The organism is Xanthomonas citri pv. citri (assembly GCF_000961215.1).
Lineage (GTDB): Bacteria > Pseudomonadota > Gammaproteobacteria > Xanthomonadales > Xanthomonadaceae > Xanthomonas > Xanthomonas cissicola.
Map to the genome: position 1 here is coordinate 2,892,706 of NZ_CP008998.1, position 25,964 is coordinate 2,918,669.

General features: G+C 66.0%; 12 protein-coding genes. 9 read left to right on the plus strand and 3 right to left on the minus strand.

All coding sequences use genetic code 11. The annotated features are described in order from the left end of the window. Positions 1 to 125 precede the first annotated feature (125 nt). The 3 genes from AMD14_RS13125 to AMD14_RS13135 all read left to right on the plus strand — a co-directional run bounded on the left by AMD14_RS13125 (position 126) and on the right by AMD14_RS13135 (position 7,085). The gene (locus AMD14_RS13125; RefSeq protein ID WP_011051623.1) at positions 126 to 4,220 is read left to right on the plus strand and encodes a CHASE domain-containing hybrid sensor histidine kinase/response regulator; all 4,095 of its coding nucleotides are present in this window, start codon (positions 126 to 128) and stop codon (positions 4,218 to 4,220) included. A 33-nt stretch (positions 4,221 to 4,253) separates the two neighbouring features. Continuing rightward, the gene (locus AMD14_RS13130) at positions 4,254 to 5,240 is read left to right on the plus strand and encodes an HD-GYP domain-containing protein (protein WP_005930803.1); all 987 of its coding nucleotides are present in this window, start codon (positions 4,254 to 4,256) and stop codon (positions 5,238 to 5,240) included. A 417-nt stretch (positions 5,241 to 5,657) separates the two neighbouring features. After that, entirely contained in the window at positions 5,658 to 7,085 is a 1,428-nt protein-coding gene (locus tag AMD14_RS13135; RefSeq protein ID WP_015463332.1) for a DHA2 family efflux MFS transporter permease subunit, read from the plus strand. Positions 7,086 to 7,381: 296 nt separating this feature from the next. On the opposite strand, the gene AMD14_RS23485 is transcribed toward AMD14_RS13135, so the two are convergent. Together AMD14_RS23485 and AMD14_RS13140 are read right to left on the minus strand one after the other, a co-directional pair. After that, a complete protein-coding gene (locus tag AMD14_RS23485) occupies positions 7,382 to 7,843 on the minus strand; it encodes a hypothetical protein (RefSeq protein ID WP_011051625.1) in 462 nt (153 codons plus the stop codon). 340 nt (positions 7,844 to 8,183) lie between these two features. Next, positions 8,184 to 13,193 carry an NAD-glutamate dehydrogenase gene (locus AMD14_RS13140; RefSeq protein WP_011051626.1) on the minus strand — a complete coding sequence of 1,670 codons (5,010 nt, stop codon included), beginning with the start codon at positions 13,191 to 13,193 and terminating at the stop codon, positions 8,184 to 8,186. Between the two features lie 278 nt (positions 13,194 to 13,471). On the opposite strand from AMD14_RS13140, the gene AMD14_RS13145 reads away from it, so the two are divergent. The 3 genes from AMD14_RS13145 to AMD14_RS13155 are packed head-to-tail and all read left to right on the plus strand — an operon-like array spanning position 13,472 to position 18,636. After that, positions 13,472 to 14,131 carry a TetR/AcrR family transcriptional regulator gene (locus tag AMD14_RS13145; RefSeq protein WP_005917360.1) on the plus strand — a complete coding sequence of 220 codons (660 nt, stop codon included), beginning with the start codon at positions 13,472 to 13,474 and terminating at the stop codon, positions 14,129 to 14,131. 14 nt (positions 14,132 to 14,145) lie between these two features. Next, on the plus strand, positions 14,146 to 15,453 hold the full coding sequence (locus tag AMD14_RS13150) for an efflux RND transporter periplasmic adaptor subunit (RefSeq protein ID WP_011051627.1): 1,308 nt from the start codon (positions 14,146 to 14,148) through the stop codon (positions 15,451 to 15,453). Between the two features lie 12 nt (positions 15,454 to 15,465). Continuing rightward, entirely contained in the window at positions 15,466 to 18,636 is a 3,171-nt protein-coding gene (locus AMD14_RS13155; RefSeq protein ID WP_011051628.1) for a multidrug efflux RND transporter permease subunit, read from the plus strand. A 707-nt stretch (positions 18,637 to 19,343) separates the two neighbouring features. Here AMD14_RS13155 and AMD14_RS13160 read toward each other — a convergent pair. Next, positions 19,344 to 20,339: a LacI family DNA-binding transcriptional regulator gene (locus AMD14_RS13160; RefSeq protein ID WP_005917351.1), complete on the minus strand. Its 996-nt coding sequence runs from the start codon at positions 20,337 to 20,339 to the stop codon at positions 19,344 to 19,346. Between the two features lie 161 nt (positions 20,340 to 20,500). On the opposite strand from AMD14_RS13160, the gene ptsP reads away from it, so the two are divergent. From ptsP to AMD14_RS13175, 3 genes are all read left to right on the plus strand, one after another. Further along, entirely contained in the window at positions 20,501 to 23,017 is a 2,517-nt protein-coding gene (ptsP, locus tag AMD14_RS13165) for a phosphoenolpyruvate--protein phosphotransferase (protein ID WP_011051629.1), read from the plus strand. Continuing rightward, positions 23,014 to 23,970, plus strand: coding sequence for a 1-phosphofructokinase (pfkB, locus tag AMD14_RS13170; protein ID WP_011051630.1), 957 nt, complete (start codon positions 23,014 to 23,016; stop codon positions 23,968 to 23,970). The genes ptsP and pfkB overlap by 4 nt, the downstream gene beginning before the upstream one ends. 152 nt (positions 23,971 to 24,122) lie before the next feature. Continuing rightward, complete coding sequence (locus AMD14_RS13175; RefSeq protein ID WP_011051631.1) at positions 24,123 to 25,865, plus strand: PTS fructose transporter subunit IIC; 1,743 nt, start codon at positions 24,123 to 24,125, stop codon at positions 25,863 to 25,865. Positions 25,866 to 25,964: the final 99 nt, after the last annotated feature.

Genomic DNA, 25,964 nt, shown 5'->3' on the forward strand with positions numbered 1-25,964 from the left:
TATCCCGAAAATGACGTGCAGGCTTAGGGGACTGCGCACAGCCGTCGCATGTCGGGCGGTACCACGGGGTCGACGCAGGTCGGCCAGCACTCTGGGCACGTAACAGGCAAGGCGAAGGGACGAACATGCCGAAGGGCCGCTGGGATTTGCGCAGGACATACGGGCGGCGCGCATTCTTTGGTGCACTGCTGATTCTGAGCGCCGGCCTGGTTGCCGCCATCGTCACCGGCGTATGGCTGCAACGGCAAAACGAGCTCGAGCGCCAGCAACGGTTCGACTACGTGGTGCGTACGCTGGCGCGCAACATCGGCGAGCGCATGTCCACCTTCGAGCATGGCTTGCGCGGCGCACGCGGTGCGGTGATCGGCGCAGGCAGCGACATCATCAGTCGAGAACGCTTCACCTTGTACAGCCGCTCGCGGGATTATCCACGCGAGTTTCCCGGGGTACTGGGTTACGGCTACATCCATCGGGTCGCCCCGGCCGACGAGGCCGCATTTCTGCAGGCCGCGCGTGCCGACGGTGCGCCGGACATCCATCGCCGGCCGTTGGCGCCGTGGGATGGCGAGCGTTACATGGTGCTGTATTTCGAGCCGGAATCCTCCGGCAACCGCCCGCTCGGCATCGATATCGCCTCCGAGCCGCGCCGGCGCGCCGCCGCCCTGCAGGCCGCACGCAGCGGCGAGCCGGTCATGACCTCGCCGATCTCGCTGTCCGGTTACCGCATTCCCAACGAAAGCGGCTTTCTGGTGCTGTTGGCGGTCTATCGGGAAGGCATGCCGTTGCAGACCCCGCAGCAGCGCATGCTCGCCACCAGCGGCTGGGTGTATGCGCCTTTCAGCGTCGAACAGATGGTACGAAGCGCATTGGGTGAGCGCGACGACGTGGCGCTGGACCTGTCCGATCGCAATGAGCCGACCCACAATTTCTATCGCAGCGGCACGCCAGCCAGCGACAGCGCGCTGCGTCCGCCGGTGGTGCGGCTGTTGCCGATCTACGGCCGCACCTGGGTCATTACCGCCCACCCCACCGCCGGCTTCGTCGCCTCGCTCAACCAGAGTTCGCCCTGGTTGATCGGCGGGCTGGTGATGGCCGCCTCGGTCCTGTTCGCCGCCCTGCTGGTGCTGTATTTCAGCAACGGGCTGCGCCGCGAGGAAGTACTGCGCAAGCAGATGGAGCTGGCCGCGCTGGTCAGCCATTCCAGCGAAGCCATCGTTGCGCAAACCCCGGATGGACGTATCACGCACTGGAACCCGGCCGCCGAGGCGATGTTCGGCTACACGGCCGACGAGGCGATCGATCAGGACCTGACCACGCTGCTGTCGCCGCAGCCGTATGCGATGTCTGAGGTCGACCATGCCGATGCTGCACTGGCGGGCAACGCATCGGCGGCGCAGACCATGCGCCATCGCGACGGGCACCAGGTGCATGTGCTGGCCAGCAAGGCGCCGATCATCGAGAGCGAAGGCACGCTCAGCGGCCATTCGCATTTCTTCCGCGACATCTCCGACCGAGTGCGCTCGCATCAACGCATCATCGACCTCAACGCCTCGCTCGAACACCAGGTCGCCGAACGCACCAGCGAGCTGGTGAAGTTCTCGGTGCTGCAACGCGCGATCCTGGCGCACGCCGGCTATGCCATCATCGCCACCGACTCCGGCGGCTTCGTCACGCTGTTCAATCCGGCCGCCGAAAAACTGTTGGGCTACAGCGCGGCAGAAGTGATCGGGCGACGCAAGGCCAGCCAGTTCGTCGAGCAGGAGGAACTGCAGGAGCGCGCGCACATGCTGGCCGAGCAGACCGGCACACAGGTGGCGCACACGCTGGAAGCGATCGCCGCGCTCACCAGCCTGGGGCGCAGCGACACCAGCGAGTGGACCTACGTGAGCCATGACGGGCGTCGCCTGCCGGTGCTGCTGACCTTGAGCACCCTGCGCGACGACCACGACCAGGTGATCGGCTATCTCGGCGTGGCGGTGGATCTCACCGAGCAGAAGCTGCACGAAAAACAGCTGCGCCTGGCGATGGATGCGGCCAAGAGCGCCAACCAGTCCAAGTCCGATTTCCTGGCCAACATGAGCCACGAAATCCGCACGCCGATGAACGCCATCCTGGGCATGCTGTACCTGCTTCAGCGCAGCGAACTGCCCGGCGCAGCGCAGGACATGGTCGCCAAGATCGATCGCTCCGCTCGCACGTTGCTGGAAATCATCAACGACATCCTCGACTTTTCCAAGATCGAGGCCGGGCGTATCGACCTGGAATGCGCACCGTTCGATCTGAACCAGCTGTTCGACAACATCGCCGACCTGATGCGCTCCTCGCTCAGCGCCAAGCCGGTGGAAATGATCGTCGAACCCCTCCCGCGCGACAGCCGTTGGCTGCTGGGCGATGCGCTGCGCATCAACCAGGTGTTGGTCAACCTGGTCGGCAATGCGATCAAGTTCACCGAACAGGGCGAAGTGGTGCTGTCGGTACGCCGTTTTCCCAGCGGCGACCCCAACAAGTTCAAGCTGCTGTTTTCGGTCCGCGACACGGGCATCGGTATTTCCAAGGAAAAGCAGAGCGTGATCTTCTCGCCGTTCCTGCAGGCCGACACGTCCACCAGTCGGCGTTACGGCGGCAGCGGCCTGGGCCTGACCATTAGCAGGCGCCTGGTCGAATTGATGGGCGGCGAACTGGAAGTGGAAAGCGTGCCCGGCCGCGGCAGCGAATTCTATTTCGTGGTGACGCTGGAAAAATCCGCGCCACTGCAGGCACAGCGCGAATTGCCGGTCTTGCCGCCGGAAGCGATGCCGCGCGTACTGATCGCCGACGACCACGATGCAGCGCTCAACAACCTGGTGCGCATCGCCACCGAACTTGGCTGGCGCGTGGATGCCGTAGCCAGCGGACAGGCCGCGCTGCAGGCCATCGAACACGCTGCAGAGCCCTACGATATTTTCCTGCTCGACTGGCGCATGCCCGATATCGACGGGGTGGCCATTGCACGCGAGATTCGTGCACGCGCCACGCCCGGCCCGCATCCGGTCATCGTGATGGTCACCGCCTACGAACGCCGCCTGCTGGAACAACATCCCGAACAGCAGGATCTGGATGCGGTGATGACCAAGCCGGTGACCGGCGCGGCCCTGCACCGGCTGGTCGAGCAACTGCTCGAGGAACGCCCGGGTGCCCGCCCTGCCACGCCGACGTTTGTTGCGCGACGTCTGGAAGGCGCGCACCTGTTGCTGGTCGACGACAGCGACATCAATTGCGAAGTCGCCCAGCGCATTCTGGAGGGCGAAGGCGCCATGGTCACCGTCGCCCACGATGGCGAACAGGCGGTGAGCACGCTCAAACGCGCGCCTAACCTGTTCCATCTGGTGCTGATGGATGTGCAGATGCCGGTGGTGGACGGTTATGAAGCCACGCGCCGGTTGCGCCAGATCCCGGCTCTGGCCAGCCTGCCGGTGATCGCGCTGACCGCCGGCGCCTTCCGCCCCCAGCAGGAAAAAGCGCTGGAAGCGGGCATGAACGGCTTTATCGCCAAACCATTCAACGTCGAAGAACTGGTCACTGCCATCCGTCATTTCTTGCAGCCGGGCACGCGGCGCATTCCCTCGCTTCCGCACGAGGCGCAGGCGCACGCCGGTCCCGAATGGAAATACAGCGACCCGGAATTGCTGGACGCCGCCCGCGCGCGCAGCCTGTGGCGCGAGCGCGAACCCTATGCGCGCTATCTGATCAAGCTGCTACGCGACAACCCGGACCCGGGCGAGATAGCCGCCGAGCATCTGCGACGCAACGAACTGCCGGCCATCGGCGCGATGGCCCACAAGCTGCGTGGCGCGGCTGGATCGCTCGCGCTGCCGGCCCTGGCAGGTGCGGCCGGCGACCTGGAGACGCGTATCGAGGAAGGACACGACATCACCGGATCGCTGATTGCGTTGAAGGACGTCATGCAGCGCACCGCCGAAGCGATCCGGGCATTTTTGCAGCATGGCGACAGCGACGTTGCCGCCGACGAGGATGGCGCTGCGTTGGATGCAGACAGTGTGCAGATCCTGACATCGGCCTTTGCCAGCGACGATGCCGACCGGATCGATCACGCGCTATTGATCTGCGCGCCACGCTTACCGCACGCACTGCAGGAAGCCTTGCAACGCGCGGTCGAAGATTTCGACTTCCGCCGCGCCGAAACCACGTTGCGCGAGTGGCAAACCACCCACCCGCACTAATCGCGCTCCCCGAGCGTTTGGCAAGGATCGACGATGCCGTCCCGCCCCCTGCTGTGTGTCGACGACGAGTCCAGCAACCTGGCCACCTTGCGCCAGCTGTTGCGCGACGACTTCGCACTGGTCTTCGCCAAGTCCGGCGGCGAAGCCCTGGATGCGGTCAGCCGCCACGCCCCAAAGCTGATCCTGCTGGATGTCGAATTGCCCGACATGGACGGCTACGCGGTGGCGCGTGCGCTCAAGCAACAGCCGTCCAGCAACGCCATCCCCATCCTGTTCGTGACCTCGCGCAACAGCGAACACGACGAACGCCTCGGGCTGGAAGCGGGCGCGGCCGATTACGTCAGCAAGCCCTACTCGCCGGCGCTGCTCAAGGCACGCATCGGTACCCAGTTGAAGCTGGCCGAAAACGCACGTCTTGCCCAGCAATACCGCGACGCGATCCATCTGCTCGGCACCGCCGGCCAGGGCCAGGACGCCGACACCGGCGCGCATATCTGGCGCATGGCGGTGTATGCGCGGGTCCTGGCCGAAGCGGTGGGCTGGTCGCCGCAGCAGGCGCAGACCCTGCAGGACGCCGCCCCGCTGCACGACGCCGGCAAGATCGCAGTGCCCGGCAGCATCCTGCAAAAGCCCGATGCGCTGGACGAACACGAACGCTCGGTGGTGCGCCAGCACCCGCAAGCCGGCCATGATCTGTTGCGCCACGGCCGCGGCCCGGTGTTTCGGTTGGCAGCGGAAATCGCACTGCATCATCACGAATGCTGGGACGGCAGCGGCTATCCCCAAGGCTTGTCAGGCGATGCGATTCCCGAATCGGCGCGCATCGTGGCGGTGGCCGACGTGTTCGATGCACTGTGCGGGCGACGCGCCTACAAGGCGCCGTGGACGGTGGAGGACGCCATGCGCAAGCTCGACAGCATGGCAGGCAAACAACTGGAACCGCGCCTGGTGCAGCATTTCCACGAGGCATTGCCGCAGATTCTGCAGATCAAGGACGCTTGGGACAGCCCAGTGGCGTAGCGCTGATCCGGGCAGGTCCCCGCGCTGATGCAGGCAGGCGAACGATCGCGAAACGCGATTTGATGTCGGCGGTCCTTCGCCGCAGCCTCATCCAAACCCTTTTTACAGCAGGAAGGGGCTCAGCAAGGCGCCCGCCTGATGCCCTTCTCTCATTTGGAAGAAGCCTCGAAGGGACGGATAAGCGTGCGCGCGCCGCGGCCGCGTTCCCCGGCATGTACGTTTCCTCACGGCCGTCCCTCGCAGCGCACAACGCCTGGCCTGCCCCCAACAAACGTACGCAGCGTTGCTGCCATTGGCTTGAATGCAACGCTGCAGAGGCAGACAATGGGCATGTTGCGCCGCACAACACCGTGCGACGCGGGCCGACCCTGCAGTCGTCTGCGACGCAGGCGGCGCGGCCCCGCAACCGAGAGTCCGATGTCCTCCAGCGTGTCCGAGGCCGGCGCTACGCCGCCGCGTTATCCCGATTACCGCATCATCTCGCTGATCCTGGCTTGCGCCATTTTCATGGAGCAGATGGATGCCACCGTGCTGGCCACCGCGCTGCCGACGCTGGCGCGCGATTTCGGCGTGGCGGCGCCGGCCATGAGCATCGCCATGACCAGCTACCTGCTGGCCCTGGCGGTGCTGATCCCGGCCAGCGGCGCCATCGCCGACCGCTTCGGCCTGCGCCGCGTGTTCGGCGCCTCCATCTGGGTGTTCGTCGGTGGTTCGATCCTGTGTTCGCTGGCCGACAGCCTGCCCACCATGGTGGCCGCGCGCGTGCTGCAGGGCGCAGGCGGCGCCATGATGGCCCCGCTGGGCCGGCTGATCCTGCTGCGCACGGTGGAACGCCGCCATCTGGTGTCGGCGATGGCCTGGACGCTGGTGCCGGCCTTCATCGGCCCGATGCTCGGCCCGCCGCTGGGCGGCTTTTTCGTCTCGTACCTGGATTGGCGCTGGATCTTCTATATCAACGTGCCGATCGGTATCGCCGGCTTCCTGCTGGTGCGGCGCTTCATTCCCGAGATTCCCACCGAATCGGGGCCAGCGCGCTTCGACCTGCGCGGCTTCGTGCTGTGCGGCACTGCGCTCGGTTGCCTGCTGTTCGGCCTGGAAATGGTCAGCCAGCAAAACGGCATCGGCACGGCCAGCTGGTTGCTGGCGATCGGCGGCAGCGCTGCGCTGGGGTATCTCTGGCACGCGCGTCACCACCCTGCTCCGCTGCTGGATCTGAGCTTGCTGCGGATCGACTCGTTCCGGTTGTCGGTGATCGGCGGCGCATTGATGCGCATCACCCAGGGCGCGCATCCGTTTCTGCTGCCGCTGCTGTTTCAGATCGGCTTCGGCATGAGCGCTGCGCACAGCGGCCGCCTGATCCTGGCCACCGCGCTCGGCGCGTTGTTGATGCGCAGCATCACCCCGCAATTGCTGCGCCGCTTCGGTTATCGCAACAGCCTGATCGGCAACGGTGTGCTCGCCAGCCTGGGCTACATGGTGTGCGCGTTGTTCCGCCCCGATTGGCCGCCGGCGCTGATGTTCGGCCTGTTGCTGTGCTGCGGCGCCTTCATGTCGTTCCAGTTCGCCGACTACAACACCATCGCCTACGAGAACGTGCCTGCCGCGTGCATGAGCCGCGCCAGCAGCCTGTATACGACCTTGCAGCAACTGATGCTCTCGGTGGGCGTGTGCGCCGGTGCGATGATCCTCAAACTGGCGATGCTGGCCGGCGATCACAGCCAGCCTGCGCAACGCGATTTCTCGCTGGCGTTCTGCGTGGTCAGCCTGATCTCGCTCAGCGCCACCTGGTGGCATCTGCGCTTCGACAAGCATGCCGGGCAGGAAATGAGCGGGCATCGGGCGTGAGGTAAGGGGAGATATCGCTGACGCTCCAGCCGAGCCGCTTCGGCTGTGTGACGAACCCAACTCCAACCTCTTCTTGCGTGCTGCATCAAGCAGACGACTATCGGTCGGATGGGCGATCGCCTTCTCCTGCACCGTGGTGTCCACGTTCACCCGCGACAGCTCGCGCCGATGCCGTGATCGGGCTAGCCTGGTTTTTTTTGGAGACAACTAAAATGAATACCCTCCAAATTTATCCAAGCCAAAAAGAATCCACTTTTCAGTGGACCCTTTTAAAAGCTAGCAGGTAATTACCGACATCAGGCTCCCCCCGTACCGCAACTCCTTGTTCGGTTGTACGTATAAGAAGTCAACACCCAGCCACCACCGCTGCCGTTAGCGCCAGACTGCCACGTATATGACCATGTCCTAGAGACGCCGCCCGCACAGCTGGAAATTCCAAATGTTTGACCATTAGAACCACTTGCAGGAAGCGGGACAGGTGGCGCTTCCTGAAGAGCGCGGATTCCACCGCTATTGACACTGGCAAGACGCACGGTGACATCCCCGGAAAATGTCACATTCGAATCGAAAGATTTCCCTGCCCCTGGTGCTGTTGATAGCCACTGCGCAATCTGTTCCGCTTCAAGCGAGCCTGCCGCATAGGTAATTTCGCTGGTTATTGACGTTCGGGAATGATTTTCCTGAGCGAAACCCAGTACCGGGAAGGAAACAGAAGTAAAAAGCAATAATTTAGCTGCGAATGCAAATGCCTTTTCCATAAATTCTCCATGAGTGCTTTACCGCAACGCAACTATTTCCCTATAAAAATTAACGAAAGCTGAACAAAATATAACAGATAAGATCAGGGATTTTATTTGTTTGATTTCGTAATTTAATTTATTCAAGTTACACGCAACCGCAGCTAAAGACCGCGCTACTATGCCACCACCCGAGTTGCTTCAATAATTGATTTTTATACACGAAAAAAGGGCAGCCATGGCCGCCCCTCTTCGTCAATATTGCATCTACATAGCCGCCCTGAAAAATCCCGTTCCAGGAGCGACTAAAGAGAACCGCGACGACGGGTTTTACGTTCCGTCAGCGCGGTTCGATCAGCACTTACACCCCGTGCGCAGCCAACTGCCCAAGCCGCTGCACCGCCACCGACACGGTCGGGTAGTCCAGGGTCTTCTGCTCGGCGACATCGGCAAGCATGGCCAGGGTGAAACGCAGGCTGGAATCGTCGCGCTGCATCCAGTTGGCCACCTTGGCCTCGGCACTGCTGCCGGACATGGTCAGCACCTGGCCGACCAGCGCGCGTTGGTGTGCGGCCAGTTCGTCGCGCAGCACGCCACGCGCCACTGCATGCCAACGGCCGTTGACCTCCAGCGCGTCGATCTGTTCGAACAGCCACGGCAGCCGCAGCGCTTCGCCCAGGCGGAAATGCACCTTGGAGACGTCCACCGGTTTGAGCTTGCGGGTGCGCGCGGTTTCGATGATGTCGAAGGCCGGTTCCAGATAACGCAGTTCGGACAACTGCTGCGCCAGTGCCGGGGTCAGGCCCTTGTCCTGCCACTCCTGCACGCTGGCTTCGTACTGCGGGCGCTGTGCATCCGACAGCACGCCCGACGCCACACGGATGTCGTTGAACGGGCCGTGGTAACGCTCCACCGCCGCGGTGATGCCGGGCATCTGGCCGGGGCGCAGCAGCAACCAGCGCACGAACGAGCGCTGCAGACGCCAGATCACTTCCAGCGCGTCGATCTGCACCGACTCGGGCACCTTGCCGTCCAGCGCATCGATCTGCGTCCACAGCGCGCGCGCATCCAGCGTTTCGCGGCTGATGGTATAGGCCTTGGCGACCTCGCCGATGCTGCGGCCGGTATCTTCCTGCATGCGCATCAGGAAGGTGGCGCCCATGCGGTTGATGGTGGTGTTGGTGACCGCGGTGGCGATGATCTCGCGCTTGAGGCGGTGACGCTCCATCGCATCGGCGTACTTCTTCTGCAACGGCTGCGGGAAGTAGCGCTGCAATTCCTTGGACAGGTACGGGTCTTCGGGAATGTCAGATTCCAGCAGCTGCTGGAACGCCACCAGCTTGGAGTACGACAACAGCACCGACAGCTCCGGCCGGGTCAGGCCCTGGCCGCGCGCCTTGCGTGCCGACAGCTCGGCATCGGAGGGCAGGAACTCGATCTGCCGATCCAGCAGGCCCTGGAGTTCCAGCGTGCGGATGAAGTGCTGCTTGGAGCCGAGCCGCTTGACGCTCATGCGCTCCATCAGGCTGATGGCCTGGTTCTGCCGGTAGTTGTCCCACAGCACCAGGTCGGCCACTTCATCGGTCATCGACGCAAGCAGCTTGTTGCGTGCGTCATAGGTCAGCTTCTTGGCCTGCACCATGTCGTTGAGCAGGATCTTGATGTTGACCTCGTGATCGGAGGTGTCCACGCCGGCCGAGTTGTCGATGAAGTCGGTGTTGAGCAGCACGCCGGTCTGCGCCGCTTCGATGCGGCCCAGCTGGGTCAGGCCCAGGTTGCCGCCCTCGCCCACCACCTTGCAGCGCAACTCGCCGCCATTGACGCGCAAGCCGTTATTGGCGCGGTCGCCGACATCGGCATGCGACTCGCTGGCCGCCTTGACGTAGGTGCCGATGCCGCCGTTCCAGAACAGGTCCACCGGGGCCTTGAGGATGGCGTTCATCAGTTCGTTCGGTGACAGCTGCTTGACGCTGGCGCCCAGGCCCAGCGCTTCACGCACCGGTGCACTGATGTCGATGGATTTGAGCGTACGCGGATAGATGCCGCCACCAGCGCTGATCACCTTGGCGTCGTAGTCGGCCCAGCTGGAACGCGGCAGCTTGAACAGGCGATCGCGCTCGGCGAAGGACAGCGCTGCCTCCGGGTTCGGATCCAGGAAGATGTGGCGGTGGTCGAACGCGGCCAGCAGGCGGATGTGCCTTGAGAGCAGCATGCCGTTGCCGAACACGTCCCCGGACATGTCGCCGATGCCCACCACGCTGAAGTCCTGGCTCTGGCAATCGCGGCCCATGGCGCGGAAGTGGCGCTTGACCGATTCCCACGCGCCGCGCGCAGTGATGCCCATGCCCTTGTGGTCGTAACCGACCGAACCGCCGGAGGCGAACGCATCGCCCAGCCAGAAGCCGTGGTCCAGCGCCAGGCCATTGGCGATGTCGGAGAACGTGGCAGTGCCCTTGTCGGCCGCGACCACCAGGTACGGGTCGTCCTGGTCATGACGCACCACCTGCGGTGGCGGCACGATCTTCCCGCCGACGATGTTGTCGGTGATGTCGAGCAGGCCCTGGATGAAGAGCTTGTAGCAGGCGATGCCTTCTGCCTGGATGGCATCGCGGTCGCCGCCCACCGGCGAGCGCTTGACGTAGAAACCGCCCTTGGCGCCAACCGGCACGATGACGGTGTTCTTGACCATCTGCGCCTTGACCAGGCCCAGCACTTCGGTACGGAAATCCTCGCGGCGATCCGACCAGCGCAGGCCGCCACGCGCCACCGCGCCGAAGCGCAGGTGCACGCCTTCCACGCGCGGGCCGTAAACGAAGATTTCGCGATACGGACGCGGCTTGGGCAGATCCGGCACCCGCGCCGAATCCAGTTTGAAGCTGATGCAGTGTGGGTGCTTGCCGTTCTTGTCGGTCTGGTAATAGTTGGTGCGCAAGGTCGCATCGATCACATCGATGAAGCTGCGCAGGATGCGGTCTTCGTCCAGGCTGGACACGCGATCCATCAACTTCAGCAAGGTGGCGCGGGTAGCGTCCTGCTGCGCGTTGCGATCGCCGCCGCGTGCTTCCAGCACGGCTTCCAGCGCCTTGAGCGTGGCCTCGTCGCCGCCTGCCAATGCAAACAGTTCTTCGCGCAGGCGCTCCTGGCCGGCGAAGATCTGTGCCTTGGTTTCAGCGCCGGTGGACGGATCGAAGCGTGCTTCGAACAATTCCACCAGCAAGCGCGCCAGCAGCGGATAACGGGTGAAGGTGGCTTCGACGTAGGCCTGCGAGAACGGCACCGCCGTCTGCAGCAGGTATTTGCAGTAGCCGCGCAGCAAGGCCACCTGGCGCCAATGCAGGCCGGCCGCCAGGATCAGGCGATTGAAGCCGTCGTTTTCGGCGTCGCCGTTCCAGATGCGCTCGAACGCTTCGCCGAAGCTGGCATCGGCGTGTGCGGCATTGATCTTGCCGGAGGTCGATTCGACCTCGAAATCCTGGATGTAAACCGGCGTTTCGCCGACCTGCAGCCGATACGGCCGCTCGGAAATCACGCGCAGGCCCATGTTTTCCATCATCGGCATCGCATCGGACAGCGGAATATCGTCGAGCTGGCGGTACAGCTTCAGGCGCAGGCCTTCGCCCGCGTCCAGACGCACGCCATCGTCGCGACGGATTTCCTGCAGGCTCAGATGCAGATCGTCCGGGCCGTCCAGCGAGGCGAGATGCTCGACGTCGGACACCGCCGATTCGATCGACGAATCTTCGATATAGCCGGCCGGCAATGCGCGGCCGAAGTTGGCCGCCATACGCAGGCCATTGGCCTCGCCATGCCGCGCAACCAACGCTTCGCGCAGGGCATCGCGCCAGTTGCGCAGCAGGTGCGCCAGCCGCGATTCGAGTTCGGTGGTGTTGAACTCCAACGCCTCGCCGCTCTTGGGACGCACGATCAGGTGCAGCTGCGCCAGCGGCGATTCGCCCAGCACCACGCTGGAGTCGATGTATTCGCCGTGCAGCGCGTCCTTCAACAAGGCTTCGATGCGCAGGCGCACATCGGTGTTGAAGCGTTCGCGCGGGATGTACACCAGCGCCGAGATGAAACGCCCGTACTTGTCGCGGCGCAGGAACAGGCGGCTACGCACGCGCTCCTGCAGCCCGAGGATGCCCATCGCGGTGCGGTACAGCTCTTCTTCGTTGGACTGGAACAGCTCCTCGCGCGGCAGCGTTTCCAGGATGTGGCGCAAGGCCTTGCCGCTATGGCTGCTCGGAGTCAGCCCCGACTTGCTCATCACATATTCGTGGCGCTGACGCACCAGCGGAATTTCCCATGGGCGGCGGTTGTAGGCGCTGGACGTGAACAGGCCCAGGAAGCGCTGCTCGCCGACGATGCGGCCCTTGGCGTCGAATTCCAGGATGCCGATGTAATCCATGTAACCGACCCGATGCACGCGCGAGCGTGCATTGGTCTTGGTCAGGATCAACGCATCCTTGAGCTTGGACGAGGCGTTCAACCCATGCGCGGCCAGCGTGGTCACCGGGCGCGCCGGCGAGGTGTCGCGTCCGCGCAGCAGGCCCAGGCCGGTCTCTTCCAGCGGCGCCAGCACGTCCTGGCCATCCTGCTTCTCCACCCGATACTCGCGGTAGCCGAAGAAGGTGAAGTGGTCGGCCGCGGCCCAGCGCAGGAACTCCTGGGCCTCATGCCGGCTGATGTCGTCGATCGGCAGACGGCGGGTCGCCAGATCGTCGGCCAGCATGACCATGCGCTCGCGCATCGCCGACCAGTCCTGCACGATGGCGCGCACCTCGGCCAGCACCTTGCGCACTGCCGCTTCCAGCTTGGGCATTTCTTCCGGCGGCTGGCGGTCGATCTCCAGCACCATCAGCGATTCGCTCTTGCCCTCGCCCACTGCGGTGAGCTTGCCGGACTTGTCGCGCGCGATGCGCAGCACCGGATGGCCCAGCACGTGCACGCCGATGCCCAGGTCGGCCAGGGTCATGCTGACCGAATCCACCAGGAACGGCATATCGTCGTTGACGATCTGCAGCAGGGTATGCGGCGACTCGTAGCCGTGGCTCTTCAAGGTCGGGTTGAACACCCGCACGTTGACCGTGCCGGCCTTGCGCGCGCGCGCGAACTCCAGCATGTCCGATGCCAGCGCCGCCCACTGCTCTGGCGGATGGTTCGGGAATTCGTCCTCCTCCATGCGCCGGTAGAAGTCGGCGGCGAACGCCTGGACTTCGGCCTGACGGGCGGCCGGGTAGCGCTTGCGCAATGCGGCAAACACCGGCTCGAGGGTCACCGCCTGCGGTTCGGTGGCAAGCACGGGGACGGCACGTTCGGCGACCGGTTTGACCGACGTCGTGGACGATTTCGAAGCGGCTTTCTTGGCTGTCATGAGTAGAGCTGGAATGCTCGGTGGAAAACCTGAATTGTACCGGTGCGCCGTGACGACGCCTTGCTGCATAGCGCAAATGTGTGGGCTGCGATGGCCTCTGGCGGCATGCAAAAGCGCTACATGTCTGTATGGACGAAGACGCGACTGCAGGAAGGCGGGGCTGGATCGCCACAACCGGCAAAGTCCGGCCAAAGGCTTGGCACACAAGGTGTTGTGCAGACAACGCTGCGGCCGTCAAGCCTGTTTAAAAACTAAACTGGACGGTATAGTCTACCGCCATGATTCCTCGTTCCCACCGTGCTGCCCGGCGTTCGGACTGCGACCGCCGCATCCATGCGGCCGTGCATGCGCTGCTTGCCGAGCGTGGCATGCGGCTGAGCATGGATGCGGTGGCCGAGCGGGCCGGCTGTTCCAAGCAAACCCTGTACAGCTACTACGGCTGCAAGGAAAACCTGCTGCGCGATGTACTTCAGGACCACGTGCGCCTGGCGGCCGGGCCGCTGGGCACGGTCTCGGGCGATCTCCACGCCGATCTGCTGGCCTTCGCGCTGGCCCATCTTGACCGTCTGAACAACCCCGATGTGTTACAGACCTGCCGTCTGGTCGAAGCCCAGTCGCACCGGTTTCCCGACCAGTCGCAGCAGATCTTCCACGACGGCGTGGTCGGCATGCAGCAGCGCCTGGCGCATCGCTTCGAACAGGCGATCGACGCCGGCCAACTGCGGCATGACGATCCGCACTTCATGGCCGAACTGTTGCTGAGCATGATCGTCGGGCTGGATTTCGACCGCCAACGGTTTCAAGTTCCCCATCGCGCCGGCCTCCCCGCCAGGCAGCGGTGGGCGCAGTTCGCCGTGGACACCTTCCTGCGTGCGTTTGCTCCGGCTCCTGCCGCGCCGACGCCGCCACCGCCTTCTCTTCTCACTTCAAGACCCTAACGGAGTTCCTCCTGATGATTGCCCCGCTCCGCACATTCGGCCTGGCCTGTGCCATCACCGTGGCGCTGGCTGCCTGCAGCAAGCCCGACCAACAGCAGGCACCGCCGCCGCCGGAAGTGTCGGTGCTGGAGATGAAGCCGCAGACGCTGCCGCTGGAACGCGACCTGGTCGGCCGCCTGTCGGCGTACCGTTCGGCGGACGTGCGCGCGCGCGTGGACGGCGTGGTGCTCAAGCGCCTGTACACCGAAGGCGCCAACGTCACCGAAGGCCAGCCGCTGTTCCAGATCGACCCGTCGCAGCTGAAGGCCACGCTGCTGCAGGCGCAGGGCCAGCTGGCCGCCGCCGAAGCGACCTATACCAACGCCAAGATCGCCGCGACGCGTGCGCGCAGCCTGGCGCCGCAGCAGTACGTCTCGCGCGCCGACATCGACACCGCCGAAGCCAACGAGCGTTCGTCCGGTGCCAACGTGCAACAGGCGCGCGGCGCGGTCGAGGCCGCGCGCATCCAGCTCGGCTTCGCCACCGTGACCTCGCCGATCACCGGCCGCGCCGGCATTCAGCGCGTGACCGAAGGCGCACTGGTTGGTGCCGGCGAAGCCACCCTGCTGACCACCGTCGACCAGATCGACCCGCTGTATGTGAACTTCGCCATGAGCAGCGAAGAACTGGCCGCCCTGCGTCAGGCGCAGAGCAGCGGCAACGTGCAGCTCAGCGGCGACGGCAAGTCCTCCATCAACGTGGAGCTGGGCAACGGCACGCAGTACCAGCACCCCGGCACGCTGGACGTGTCTGCGGTGACGGTGGACCCGAGCACCGGTGCGGTGTCGCTGCGCGCCACCCTGCCCAACCCCGAACAATCGCTGCTGCCGGGCGCGTTCGTGACCTTCAAGGCCAGCCTGGGCCAGCGCAACAATGCCTACCTGCTGCCGCAGCAGGCGGTGCAGCGCGATGCCACCGGACCCTATGCCCTGGTGCTGGGCAAGGACGGCAAGGTGGTCCGCAAGAACCTCACCGTCGACGGCCAGCAGAAGGGCCAGTGGATCGTCACCGGCGGCATGACCCCGGGCGACCAGGTCATCGTCGATGGCGTGCAAAAGGCCAAGGAAGGGCAGCCGGCCAAGGGCGTGCCGTGGGATCCGAACAAGCCGGCACAAGGCGGCCAGCCCGGCGCAGCGGGCGCGGCGCCCGCCGCGGCACAGGGCGGCGACGCGCAAGCTGCACCGTCGGCCGACAAGGCCGATGCAGCGGCGCCGGCCGCCCAGCAACAGCCCAAGCAGGATGCGGCCGCGCAGCCGGCCGACTCCCAGTCCAAGCAGCAGTGACGGAACCCGGACATGCCTAAGTTTTTTATCGAACACCCGGTCTTTGCGTGGGTGGTGGCGATCCTGATCTCGCTTGCGGGCGTGATCTCGATCCTGAATCTGGGTATCGAGTCGTACCCGACGATCGCCCCGCCGCAGGTCACCGTCACCGCCAACTTCCCCGGCGCCAGCGCCGACACCGCCGAGAAGGCGGTGACCCAGGTCATCGAACAGCAGCTCACCGGCATCGACCACCTGCTGTACTTCAACTCGTCCTCGGCCGCCAACGGCCGCGTGACCATCACCCTGACCTTCGAAACCGGCACCGACGCGGATATCGCCCAGGTGCAGGTGCAGAACAAGGTGTCGCTGGCCACGCCGCGCCTGCCCTCGGAAGTGACCCAGCAAGGTGTGGTGGTGGCCAAGGCCAACGCCGGCTTCCTGATGGTGGCCGCGTTGCGCTCGGACAACCCCTCGATCAACCGCGACGCGCTCAACGACATCGTCGGTTCGCGCGTGCTCGAGCAGATCTCGCGCGTGCCCGGCGTGGGCAGCACCAACCAGTTCGGCGCCGAGTACGCGATGAACATCTGGTTGAACCCGGAGAAGCTGCAGGGCTACAACCTGTCGGCGACCCAGGTACTGACCGCGGTGCGTAACCAGAACGTGCAGTTCGCGGCCGGTTCGGTGGGCGCGGACCCGACCCCGGAAGGCATCAGCTTCACCGCCACGGTGTCGGCGGAAGGCCGCTTCAGCTCGCCCGAGCAGTTCGAAAACATCATCCTGCGGACCGACAACAACGGCGCCACCGTGCGCTTGAAGGACGTTGCACGCGTGACCGTGGGGCCGAGCAACTACGGCTTCGATACCCAGTACAACGGCAAGCCCACCGGTGCCTTCGGTATCCAGCTGTTGCCGGGCGCCAACGCGTTGAACGTCTCCGAAGCGGTCGGCGCCAAGCTCGACGAACTGCAGCCGACCTTCCCGCAGGGCGTGACCTGGTTTGCGCCGTACGAATCGACCACCTTCGTGCGCATCTCCATCGAGGAAGTGATCCACACGCTGGTGGAAGCCATCGTGCTCGTGTTCCTGGTGATGCTGCTGTTCCTGCAGAACTTCCGCGCCACCGTGATTCCCACGCTGGTGATTCCGGTCGCGCTGTTGGGCACGTTCTTCGGCATGTACATGATCGGCTTCACCATCAATCAGCTGACGCTGTTTGCGATGGTGCTGGCGATCGGCATCGTGGTGGACGATGCGATCGTGGTGATCGAGAACGTCGAACGCATCATGAGCGAGGAACACCTCGAGCCGAAGGCGGCCACCCAGAAGGCGATGACCCAGATCACCGGCGCGGTGGTGGCCATCACCGTGGTGCTGGCAGCGGTGTTCATCCCCTCCTCGCTGCAGCCTGGCGCCTCGGGCGCGATCTACAAGCAGTTCGCGTTGACCATCGCCATGTCGATGGGGTTCTCCGCCTTCCTCGCGTTGAGCTTCACGCCGGCCTTGTGCGGCGCGTTCCTCAAGTCGACCCACTCCACCAAGAAGAACTGGGTCTACCGCACCTTCGACAAGTACTACGACAAGCTGGCGCATCGCTATGTCGGCGTGGTGGGCCATACCCTCAAGCGCTCGCCGCCATGGATGATTGCGTTCGTGGCGCTGCTGGTGCTGTGCGGCTTCCTGTTTACGCGGATGCCGGGCAGCTTCCTGCCGGAAGAAGACCAGGGCTTTGCGGTGGCCATCGTGCAGCTGCCGCCGGGCGCGACCAAGATCCGCACCAACGAGGCGTTCGCGCAGATGCGTGCGGTGCTGGAGAAGCAGCCGGCCGTGGAAGGCATGCTGCAGATCGCCGGCTTCAGCTTCCTGGGCTCGGGCGAAAACGTCGGTATGGGCTTCATCCGGCTCAAGCCGTGGGAAGAACGCGACGTCACTGCCGAGCAGCTGATCCAGCAACTCAATGGCGCTTTCTATGGCATCAAGGGCGCGCAGATCTTCGTGGTCAACCTGCCCACCGTGCAGGGCCTGGGCCAGTTCGGCGGCTTCGACATGTGGCTGCAGGACCGTTCCGGTGCCGGCCAGGAGGCGCTGATCAATGCGCGCAACATCGTGCTCGGCAAGGCCGCGGAGAAGCAGGACACCCTGGTGGGCGTGCGTCCGAACGGCCTGGAAAACTCGCCGCAGCTGCAGTTGCACGTAGACCGCGTACAGGCGCAGTCGATGGGCCTGGATGTCAGCGATATCTATAGCTCGATCCAGCTGATGCTGGCGCCGGTGTACGTCAACGACTACTTCGCCGAGGGCCGCATCAAGCGCGTCAACATGCGTGCCGACGATCAGTTCCGCGCAGGCCCCGAGTCGCTGCGCAACTTCTTCACTCCCAGCGCCACCGCCACCGGCACCGACGGTCAGCCGGCCATGATCCCGCTGAGCAACGTGGTCAAGGCCGAGTGGAACTACGCCTCGCCGGCCCTGAACCGCTACAACGGCTATTCCGCCGTGAACATCGTCGGCAACCCGGCTCCGGGCGGCAGTTCCGGCCAGGCGATGAGCGCGATGGAAGATATCGTCAACAACGATCTGCCGCCGGGCTTCGGTTTCGACTGGAGCGGCATGTCGTACCAGGAAATCATCGCCGGTAATGCGGCCACGCTGTTGCTGGCGTTGTCGGTGGTGGTGGTGTTCCTGTGCCTGGCCGCGCTTTACGAGAGCTGGTCGATTCCGGTGGCGGTGCTGCTGGTGGTGCCGATCGGCGTGCTGGGTGCGATCACCTTCTCGATGCTGCGTGGGTTGCCGAACGATCTGTACTTCAAGATCGGCATGATCACGGTGATTGGCCTGGCGGCGAAGAACGCGATCCTGATCGTGGAATTCGCAGTGGAGCAGCGGGCGGCGGGCAAGACCCTGCGCGAGGCCACCCTGGAAGCGGCGCACCTGCGGTTCCGCCCGATCCTGATGACCTCGTTCGCGTTCATCCTGGGCGTGTTGCCGCTGGCCATCTCCACCGGTGCCGGCGCCAACTCGCGTCACTCCATCGGTACCGGCGTGATCGGCGGCATGGTGTTCGCCACCGTACTCGGCGTGATCTTCATCCCGCTGTTCTTCGTGGTGGTGCGCCGCATGCTGGGCGACAAGCTGGACGAACAGTCCAAGGAATACCTGGCCGTGCAGAACGAGGGTGGCACCCACCGCCCGGATCGCTGAGTCAGGCAGTCGTTGCAAACAAAAAGCCCCGGCACTGCCGGGGCTTTTTTGTGCGGCATCGTTGAAACCATTGCGAAATCCGCCACTTGTAGGAGCGCACCGGGCGCGAACGCATTCCCGATAACGCCCGTCGCGCCCGGGTACGCTCCTACGAAGGTGCGATGGTCGGCAGGTTGCGGTGATCGGCGCGATGGCGTGAACAATCACGCCCAGTGACACCTCCGGCTCACCGACATCGTGCAGGTCCGCAATGCGCGGCAGACGGCCATCCTTGTAGGAGCGCACCCGGGCGCGAACGCATTCCCGATAACGCCCGTCGCGCCCGGGTGCGCTCCTACGAAGGTGCGATGGTCGGCAGGTTGCGGTGATCGGCGCGATGGCGTGAACAATCACGCCCAGCGGACACCCGGTTCGCCGACATCGTGCAGGTCCGCAACGCGCGGCAGACAACCATCCTTGTAGGAGCGCACCCGGGCGCGAACGCATTCCCGATAACGCCTGTCGCGCCCGGGTACGCTCCTACGAGGGTGCGATGGTCGGCAGGTTGCGGTGATCGGCGCGATGGCCTGAATAATCAAGCCCAGTGACACCTCCGGCTCACCGACATCGTGCAGGTCCGCAACGCGCGGCAGACAACCATCCTTGTAGGAGCGCACCCGGGCGCGAACGCATGACCGTTAAAGCCACCGCACCCAAAAGCCACCGCCCTACACGCCCGCAATACGCGCGCCGGTCGACCCACGCACCACGCAGCGTCCTGTCATCACCATGCGGCGGATCGGCAATTGCGGATTGCTTAGCCGTTCCAGCAGCAGCGACATCGCCGCCCGGCCCATGTCTTCCACCGGCTGCTCGACCACGGTGATGCCCGGCTCGACCAGATCGGTCCAGCGCTCGTTGTCGAACCCGGCCAGGGCCAGATCCTGCGGCAGGCGCAGGCCGGCGGTGCGTGCGGCCTTCAGTGCGCCCATCAGCAGCAGGCTGTTACTGGTGACGATGGCCTCGGGCCGCCGGTCGTTGGCCAGCCATGCCCCCAGCTCGGCGATCGCCGCCTCGGCGGTAGGCGCCACTTCGCGGTAATCCGGCTGCAGCCCCTGTGCGCGCATCGCTGCCAGGTAGCCGTCGCGGCGCTCGGCCGCGGTGGTGCTGGTGCTGCCGAACAGCCCGCCGATGCGCCGATAGCCCTGCGCCTGCAGATGCGCCACCAGCTCGGCCATGGCCGCGCCGTTGTCCAGCACGACGCTGTCATAACGGCTGCCAGGGCCGGCGCGGTCAACCAGCACGGTGGGGTAATCCAGCGCCAGCTCGTGCATGCGCCCCACCGTGACGCGGGTCGGCGCAAAAATCAGCCCGGTGATGCGTTCTTCCTGCATCAGCTCCAGGTATAACGCCTCGCGCTCGGGATCTTCATCGGTATTGCACAGGGTCACGCGCATACCGGCCTTGTAGGCGACCTCTTCCACCGCACGGATCAGCGCCGTGAAGTACGGGTTGCGGATGTCGGCCACGATCACCCCCAGGATGCCGGATTGCTGGGATCGCAATCGACGCGCCATCAGGTTGGGCCGATAGCCGGTCTGGCGCACCGCCGCTTCCACCTTGGCCCGTACCTCGTCGCTGACAGGGCCGCTGCCCAGCGCGCGCGACACCGTGGACTTGGATACGCCGGCCACGCGGGCCACGTCATTGATGCTGATACTCACTGGGACCGTTCCCGCTCCATTTTGCGCACCTTGACCCAGGCGCGGTGTCGGCCCTGATGCTAACCCGAAAGCACTACAGCGTTTTTGTGCACCGCACATTGACCTGAATCGTGGGAACGTTCCCACTATACTTCCCAGCCCCACCTCATCCGGAGCCCGCCTTGTCCTCTCCGTCGCCCGCCCCCGTCACCCCCGACCTTGTGCGCCTGCGCGCCTCAGCCCGCGACAAGGACGACGCCATCGCCCAGGCCGCCCAGTTACTGGTCGCGGCCGGCTGCGTCGCGCCGGGCTACGAGGCCAGCATGCGGCGGCGCGAAGGCCTGGCGAACACCTTCCTGGGCCACGGCCTGGCGATCCCGCACGGCGTCGGCGAAGACCGCCACCTGGTGCGCCGCGACGGCATCGCAGTGCTGCAGCTCCCCGACGGCGTGGAATGGAACCCCGGCCAGATCACCCGGCTGGTGGTCGGCATCGCCGCGCAATCGGACACCCACATCACCTTGCTGCGCCGGCTGACCCGGTTGATCCAGGATCCGGCGCAGCTGGAAGCGCTGTTCAGTACCGACGACCCCAGCGTGATCGTCGCCGCACTCACCGGCGACCGCGCACCCGAGACCAGCGCCGCGCCGGCCACCGACCTGGCCGAAGCATTCGAGTGGACCATCGCCTACCCCAGCGGCCTGCACGCGCGCCCGGCCACCCGCTGGGCCGAGACCGCACGCGGCTTCTCGGCACGCGCGCAGGTACGCGCCGGCGACCAGGCCGCCGATGCCAAGAGCCTGGTCGGCTTGCTGCAGCTGGGCCTGCGTGCCGGCGACAGCATCACCGTCTCGGCCGAAGGCAGCGACGCAGCGGAGCTGCTCAAGCGCCTGCGCGCCGTCATGGACAGCCTGACCGCGCAGGAAAAGGCCGATGCCGAGCGCGCCGCGCAACGTCGCGCCGCCCCGGTGGCCGGCTGGACGCCGCCGCAAGCGCAGCCGGCCATTGTCGGCATTGGTGCCAGCCCGGGCGTGGCGATCGGCATCGTCCATCGCCTGCGCGCCGCGCAGACCGAAGTGGCCGATCAACCGGTGGGCCTGGGCGATGGCGGCGCGCAACTGCACGACGCGCTGACCCGCACCCGCCAGCAGCTCGCGGCGATTCAGGACGACACCCAGCGCCGGCTCGGCGCCTCGGACGCGGCCATCTTCAAGGCCCAGGCCGAACTGCTCAACGACACCGACCTGATCACCCGCACCTGCCAACTGATGGTCGAAGGCCATGGCGTGGCGTGGTCGTGGCACCAGGCGGTGGAACAGATCGCCTCCGGCCTGGCCGCACTCGGCAACCCGGTGCTGGCCGGTCGCGCGGCCGATCTGCGCGATGTCGGCCGGCGCGTGCTGGCCCAGCTCGACCCGGCCGCGGCCGGCGCCGGTCTCACCGACCTGCCCGATCAGCCGTGCATCCTGCTCGCCAGCGACCTGTCGCCGTCGGATACCGCCAATCTGGACACCGCGCGCGTGCTCGGCCTGGCCACCGCGCAGGGCGGCCCAACCTCGCACACCGCCATCCTCTCGCGCACGCTCGGCCTGCCGGCGCTGGTCGCGGCCGGCGGCCAGTTGCTGGAAATCGAAGACGGCGTCACCGCCATCATCGACGGCAGCAGCGGGCGTCTGTACATCGACCCGTCCGAGCAGGATCTGGACGCAGCACGCACGCATATCGCCGAGCAGCAGGCCATTCGCGAACGCGAAGCGGCGCAGCGCGCGTTGCCGGCCGAAACCACCGACGGCCACCACATCGACATCGGCGCCAACGTCAATCTACCCGACCAGGTCGCGATGGCGCTGACCCAGGGCGCCGAGGGCGTTGGCCTGATGCGCACCGAATTCCTGTTCCTGGAAAGCGGCCGCACCCCCAGCGAAGACGAACAGCACGCCACCTACCTGGCAATGGCGCAGGCGCTGGATGGCCGCCCGCTGATCGTGCGTGCGCTGGATATCGGCGGCGACAAGCAAGTGGCGCATCTGGAATTGCCGCACGAAGAAAACCCGTTCCTGGGCGTGCGCGGCGCGCGCCTGCTGCTGCGTCGCCCCGACCTGCTGGAGCCGCAACTGCGTGCGCTGTATCGCGCCGCCAAGGACGGCGCGCGGCTGTCGATCATGTTCCCGATGATCACCTCGGTGCCGGAACTGGTCGCGCTGCGCGCCATCTGCGCACGCATCCGCGCCGACCTCGACGCACCGGAAGTGCCGATCGGCATCATGATCGAAGTGCCGGCCGCCGCCGCGCAGGCCGACGTGCTGGCGCGCCACGCAGACTTCTTCTCGATCGGCACCAACGACCTCACCCAGTACGTGCTGGCGATCGACCGCCAGAACCCGGAACTGGCGGCAGAAGCCGACAGCCTGCACCCGGCGGTGCTGCGCATGATCCGCAGCACCATCGAAGGCGCACGCATGCACGACCGCTGGGTCGGCGTCTGCGGCGGCCTGGCCGGCGATGCGTTCGGCGCCAGCCTGCTGGCCGGCCTGGGCGTGCAGGAATTGTCGATGACGCCCAACGACATCCCGGCGGTCAAGGCACGCCTGCGCGGCGCCGCGTTGAGCCAGCTGCAACAGCTCGCCGAACAAGCGCTGGCCTGCGAAACCGCCGAACAGGTGCGCGCATTGGAAGCCAAGCGCGAGGACAAGGCATGAGCCTGCAGGCCATCACCGTCACGCTGAACCCGGCGATCGACCAGACCATCCAGCTCGAACACCTGCAGCCTGGCGCCGTGCACCGCGCCAGCAGCGTGCGCAACGATGCCGGCGGCAAGGGCATCAATGTGGCCGCGTGCCTGGCCGACTGGGGCAGCGAGGTTGCTGCGCTGGGCGCGCTCGGGGTCGGCAATGCCGGCGTATTCGAAGCCCTGTTCCGCGAACGCGGCATCGCCGATCACTGCCAGCGCGTGGCCGGCGAAACCCGTACCAATCTCAAGTTGGTCGACGCGCGCAGCAACGACACCACCGACATCAACCTGCCCGGCCTGCGCTTAGGGCCTGCGCATCTGCAAGGCGTGGCCGATCATCTCGCCCCGCTGCTGCGCCCCGGCCTGCCGGTGGTGCTGTCGGGCAGCCTGCCGGCCGGGCTGCCGGACGACAGCTGGGCGCAATTGCAGGCCCAGGCCAGCGCTGCCGGTGCGCGCGTGCTGCTGGACACCAGCGGCATGCCGCTGGTGAGCGCGCTGGATGCCGCGCGCGAGGCGCTGCCGTATGCGGTCAAGCCCAATCGCGACGAACTCGCGGCCTGGACCGGCCGCCCGTTGAACGACCGCGGCGCACTCAGCGCCGCCGCGCACGAACTGATCGCACGCGGCATCCAGCTGGTGGTCATTTCGATGGGCACCGAAGGCGCCCTGTTCGTGCAGCGCGACCAGCGGTTGATTGCCCGCCCGCCACGCCTGGCGCACGGCAGCAGCGTGGGCGCAGGCGATGCGATGGTGGCCGGTCTGGCCGCCGCCTCGCTCGATGCCGCGACCACGCTGGAGCAGTGCGCACGGCTGGCCACGGCGTTTTCGATGTGCCGGCTGGAAAGCGGCGACGCGCGCCGGATGACCCCAGAGGGCGTGCGCCGCGCCGCAACCGACGTCGTGATCGAAATGCTGTCATGAGCCGCCATTGGCCACTGCCGATGCATGCACCCAGGTGGCCGTCGGGCCGGCAGTTGCAGACAGCGGCAGATCGCGCGCATCACCGCCACGCATAACGCTTGAAATTCCCCCGCCGACAACACCGGCGACCGCAACACAGCAGGAGTTTTGCCATGTCCTCTTCCATCGTGGTCATCGCCGCTGGCGAACGCAGTACCGAAGCCGTGCTGGCGGCCGAAGCGCTGCGCCGCGCGGCCACTGCCGCCGGCCGTCGCGTGACGATCGAAATCCGCAGCGACCAGGGCGTACTCGGCGCCTTGCCGGGCGAACTCGCCAGCGGTGCCGCCCAGGTCCTGGTGGTCGGCGACGCCGATGCCGACACCACTCGCTTTGGCGATGCGCAACTGGTGCGCCTGAGCCTGGGCGCGGTGCTGGACGACCCGGCCGCTGCGATCGGCAAGCTGGCCGCCCACGCCGACCCGGCCGTCGCCGGCAGTCCCGGTGGCGCCGCCAGCGACAGCAAGCGCATCGTCGCCATCACCTCCTGCCCTACCGGCATCGCGCACACCTTCATGGCCGCCGAAGGCCTGCAGCAGGCCGCCAAGAAGCTCGGCTACCAGATGCGGGTGGAAACCCAGGGCTCGGTGGGTGCGCAGGACGCGCTCACCGACGATGAAATCCGTGCGGCAGACGTGGTCATCATCGCGGCCGACCGCGAGGTCGACCTGGCCCGCTTCGGCGGCAAGCGCGTGTTCAAGAGCGGCACCAAGCCGGCGATCAACGATGGCCCGGCGCTGATCAACAAGGCCCTGGCCGAGGCCAGCGTGCAGGGCGGCGCCATGCCCGCCACCGGCAGCGCTGCCAGCGCCGCGGGGAACAAGGGCAATGGCCGCACCGGCGCCTACAAGCACCTGATGACCGGCGTCTCGTTCATGCTGCCGTTCGTGACTGCCGGCGGCCTGCTGATTGCGCTGGCCTTTGCGCTGGGCGGCATCTACGCCGGCGACGATGCGCACCAGGGCACGTTGGCCTGGTCGCTGTTCCAGATCGGCGCCAAGGCCGGCTTCACCCTGATGGTGCCGGCCCTGGCCGGTTACATCGCCTACTCCATCGCCGACCGCCCCGGCATCGCGCCCGGCATGATCGGCGGCCTGGTGGCGGCCAATCTCAATGCCGGTTTCCTCGGCGGGATCATTGCCGGTTTCATCGCCGGCTACGGCGTGGCTGCGCTCAACCGCTACGTCCGCCTGCCGCGCAACCTGGAAGGCCTCAAGCCGGTGCTGATCCTGCCGGTGCTGGGCACCCTGCTGGTCGGGCTGGCGATGATGTACGTGTTCGGCCAGCCGGTGGCCGACCTGCTGGCCTGGCTCACCGCCTGGCTGCGCGGCATGCAGGGCAGCAGCGCGTTGCTGCTGGGCCTGCTGCTCGGCGGCATGATGGCCTTCGACATGGGCGGGCCGGTCAACAAGGCGGCCTATGCGTTTTCCACCGGCCTGATCGCCAGCCAGGTCTATACCCCGATGGCCGCTGCCATGGTGGCCGGCATGACCCCGCCGCTGGGCATCGCGCTGGCGACCTGGGTGTTCCGCAACCGCTTCACCGCCGAAGAACGCGGCTCGGCCACTGCCGCCGGCGTGCTCGGGCTGGCCTTCGTCACCGAAGGCGCCATCCCGTACGCTGCGCGCGACCCATTGCGCACCATCCCGGCGCTGGTGATCGGCTCGGCCGTGGCCGGCGCCATCTCGATGACCGCCGGTGCCGAATTGAAGGCGCCGCATGGCGGCATCTTCGTGCTGCTGATCCCCAACGCCGTCACCCACCTGCTCAACTACGTGCTGGCCCTGGCGGTCGGCGTCGTGGTCACGGCCATCGCGCTGCGCCTGCTCAAGAAACCGGTGACCGACGTCGTCGCCTGATCCAGCAACGGCGGCACGGACCTGCCGCCGCACCTGACGCGCCCGAGTGTTCCCGCGCGCCCCTGACCTGCTTCACCGCTGCGCTGCGCCCCCAGGTGC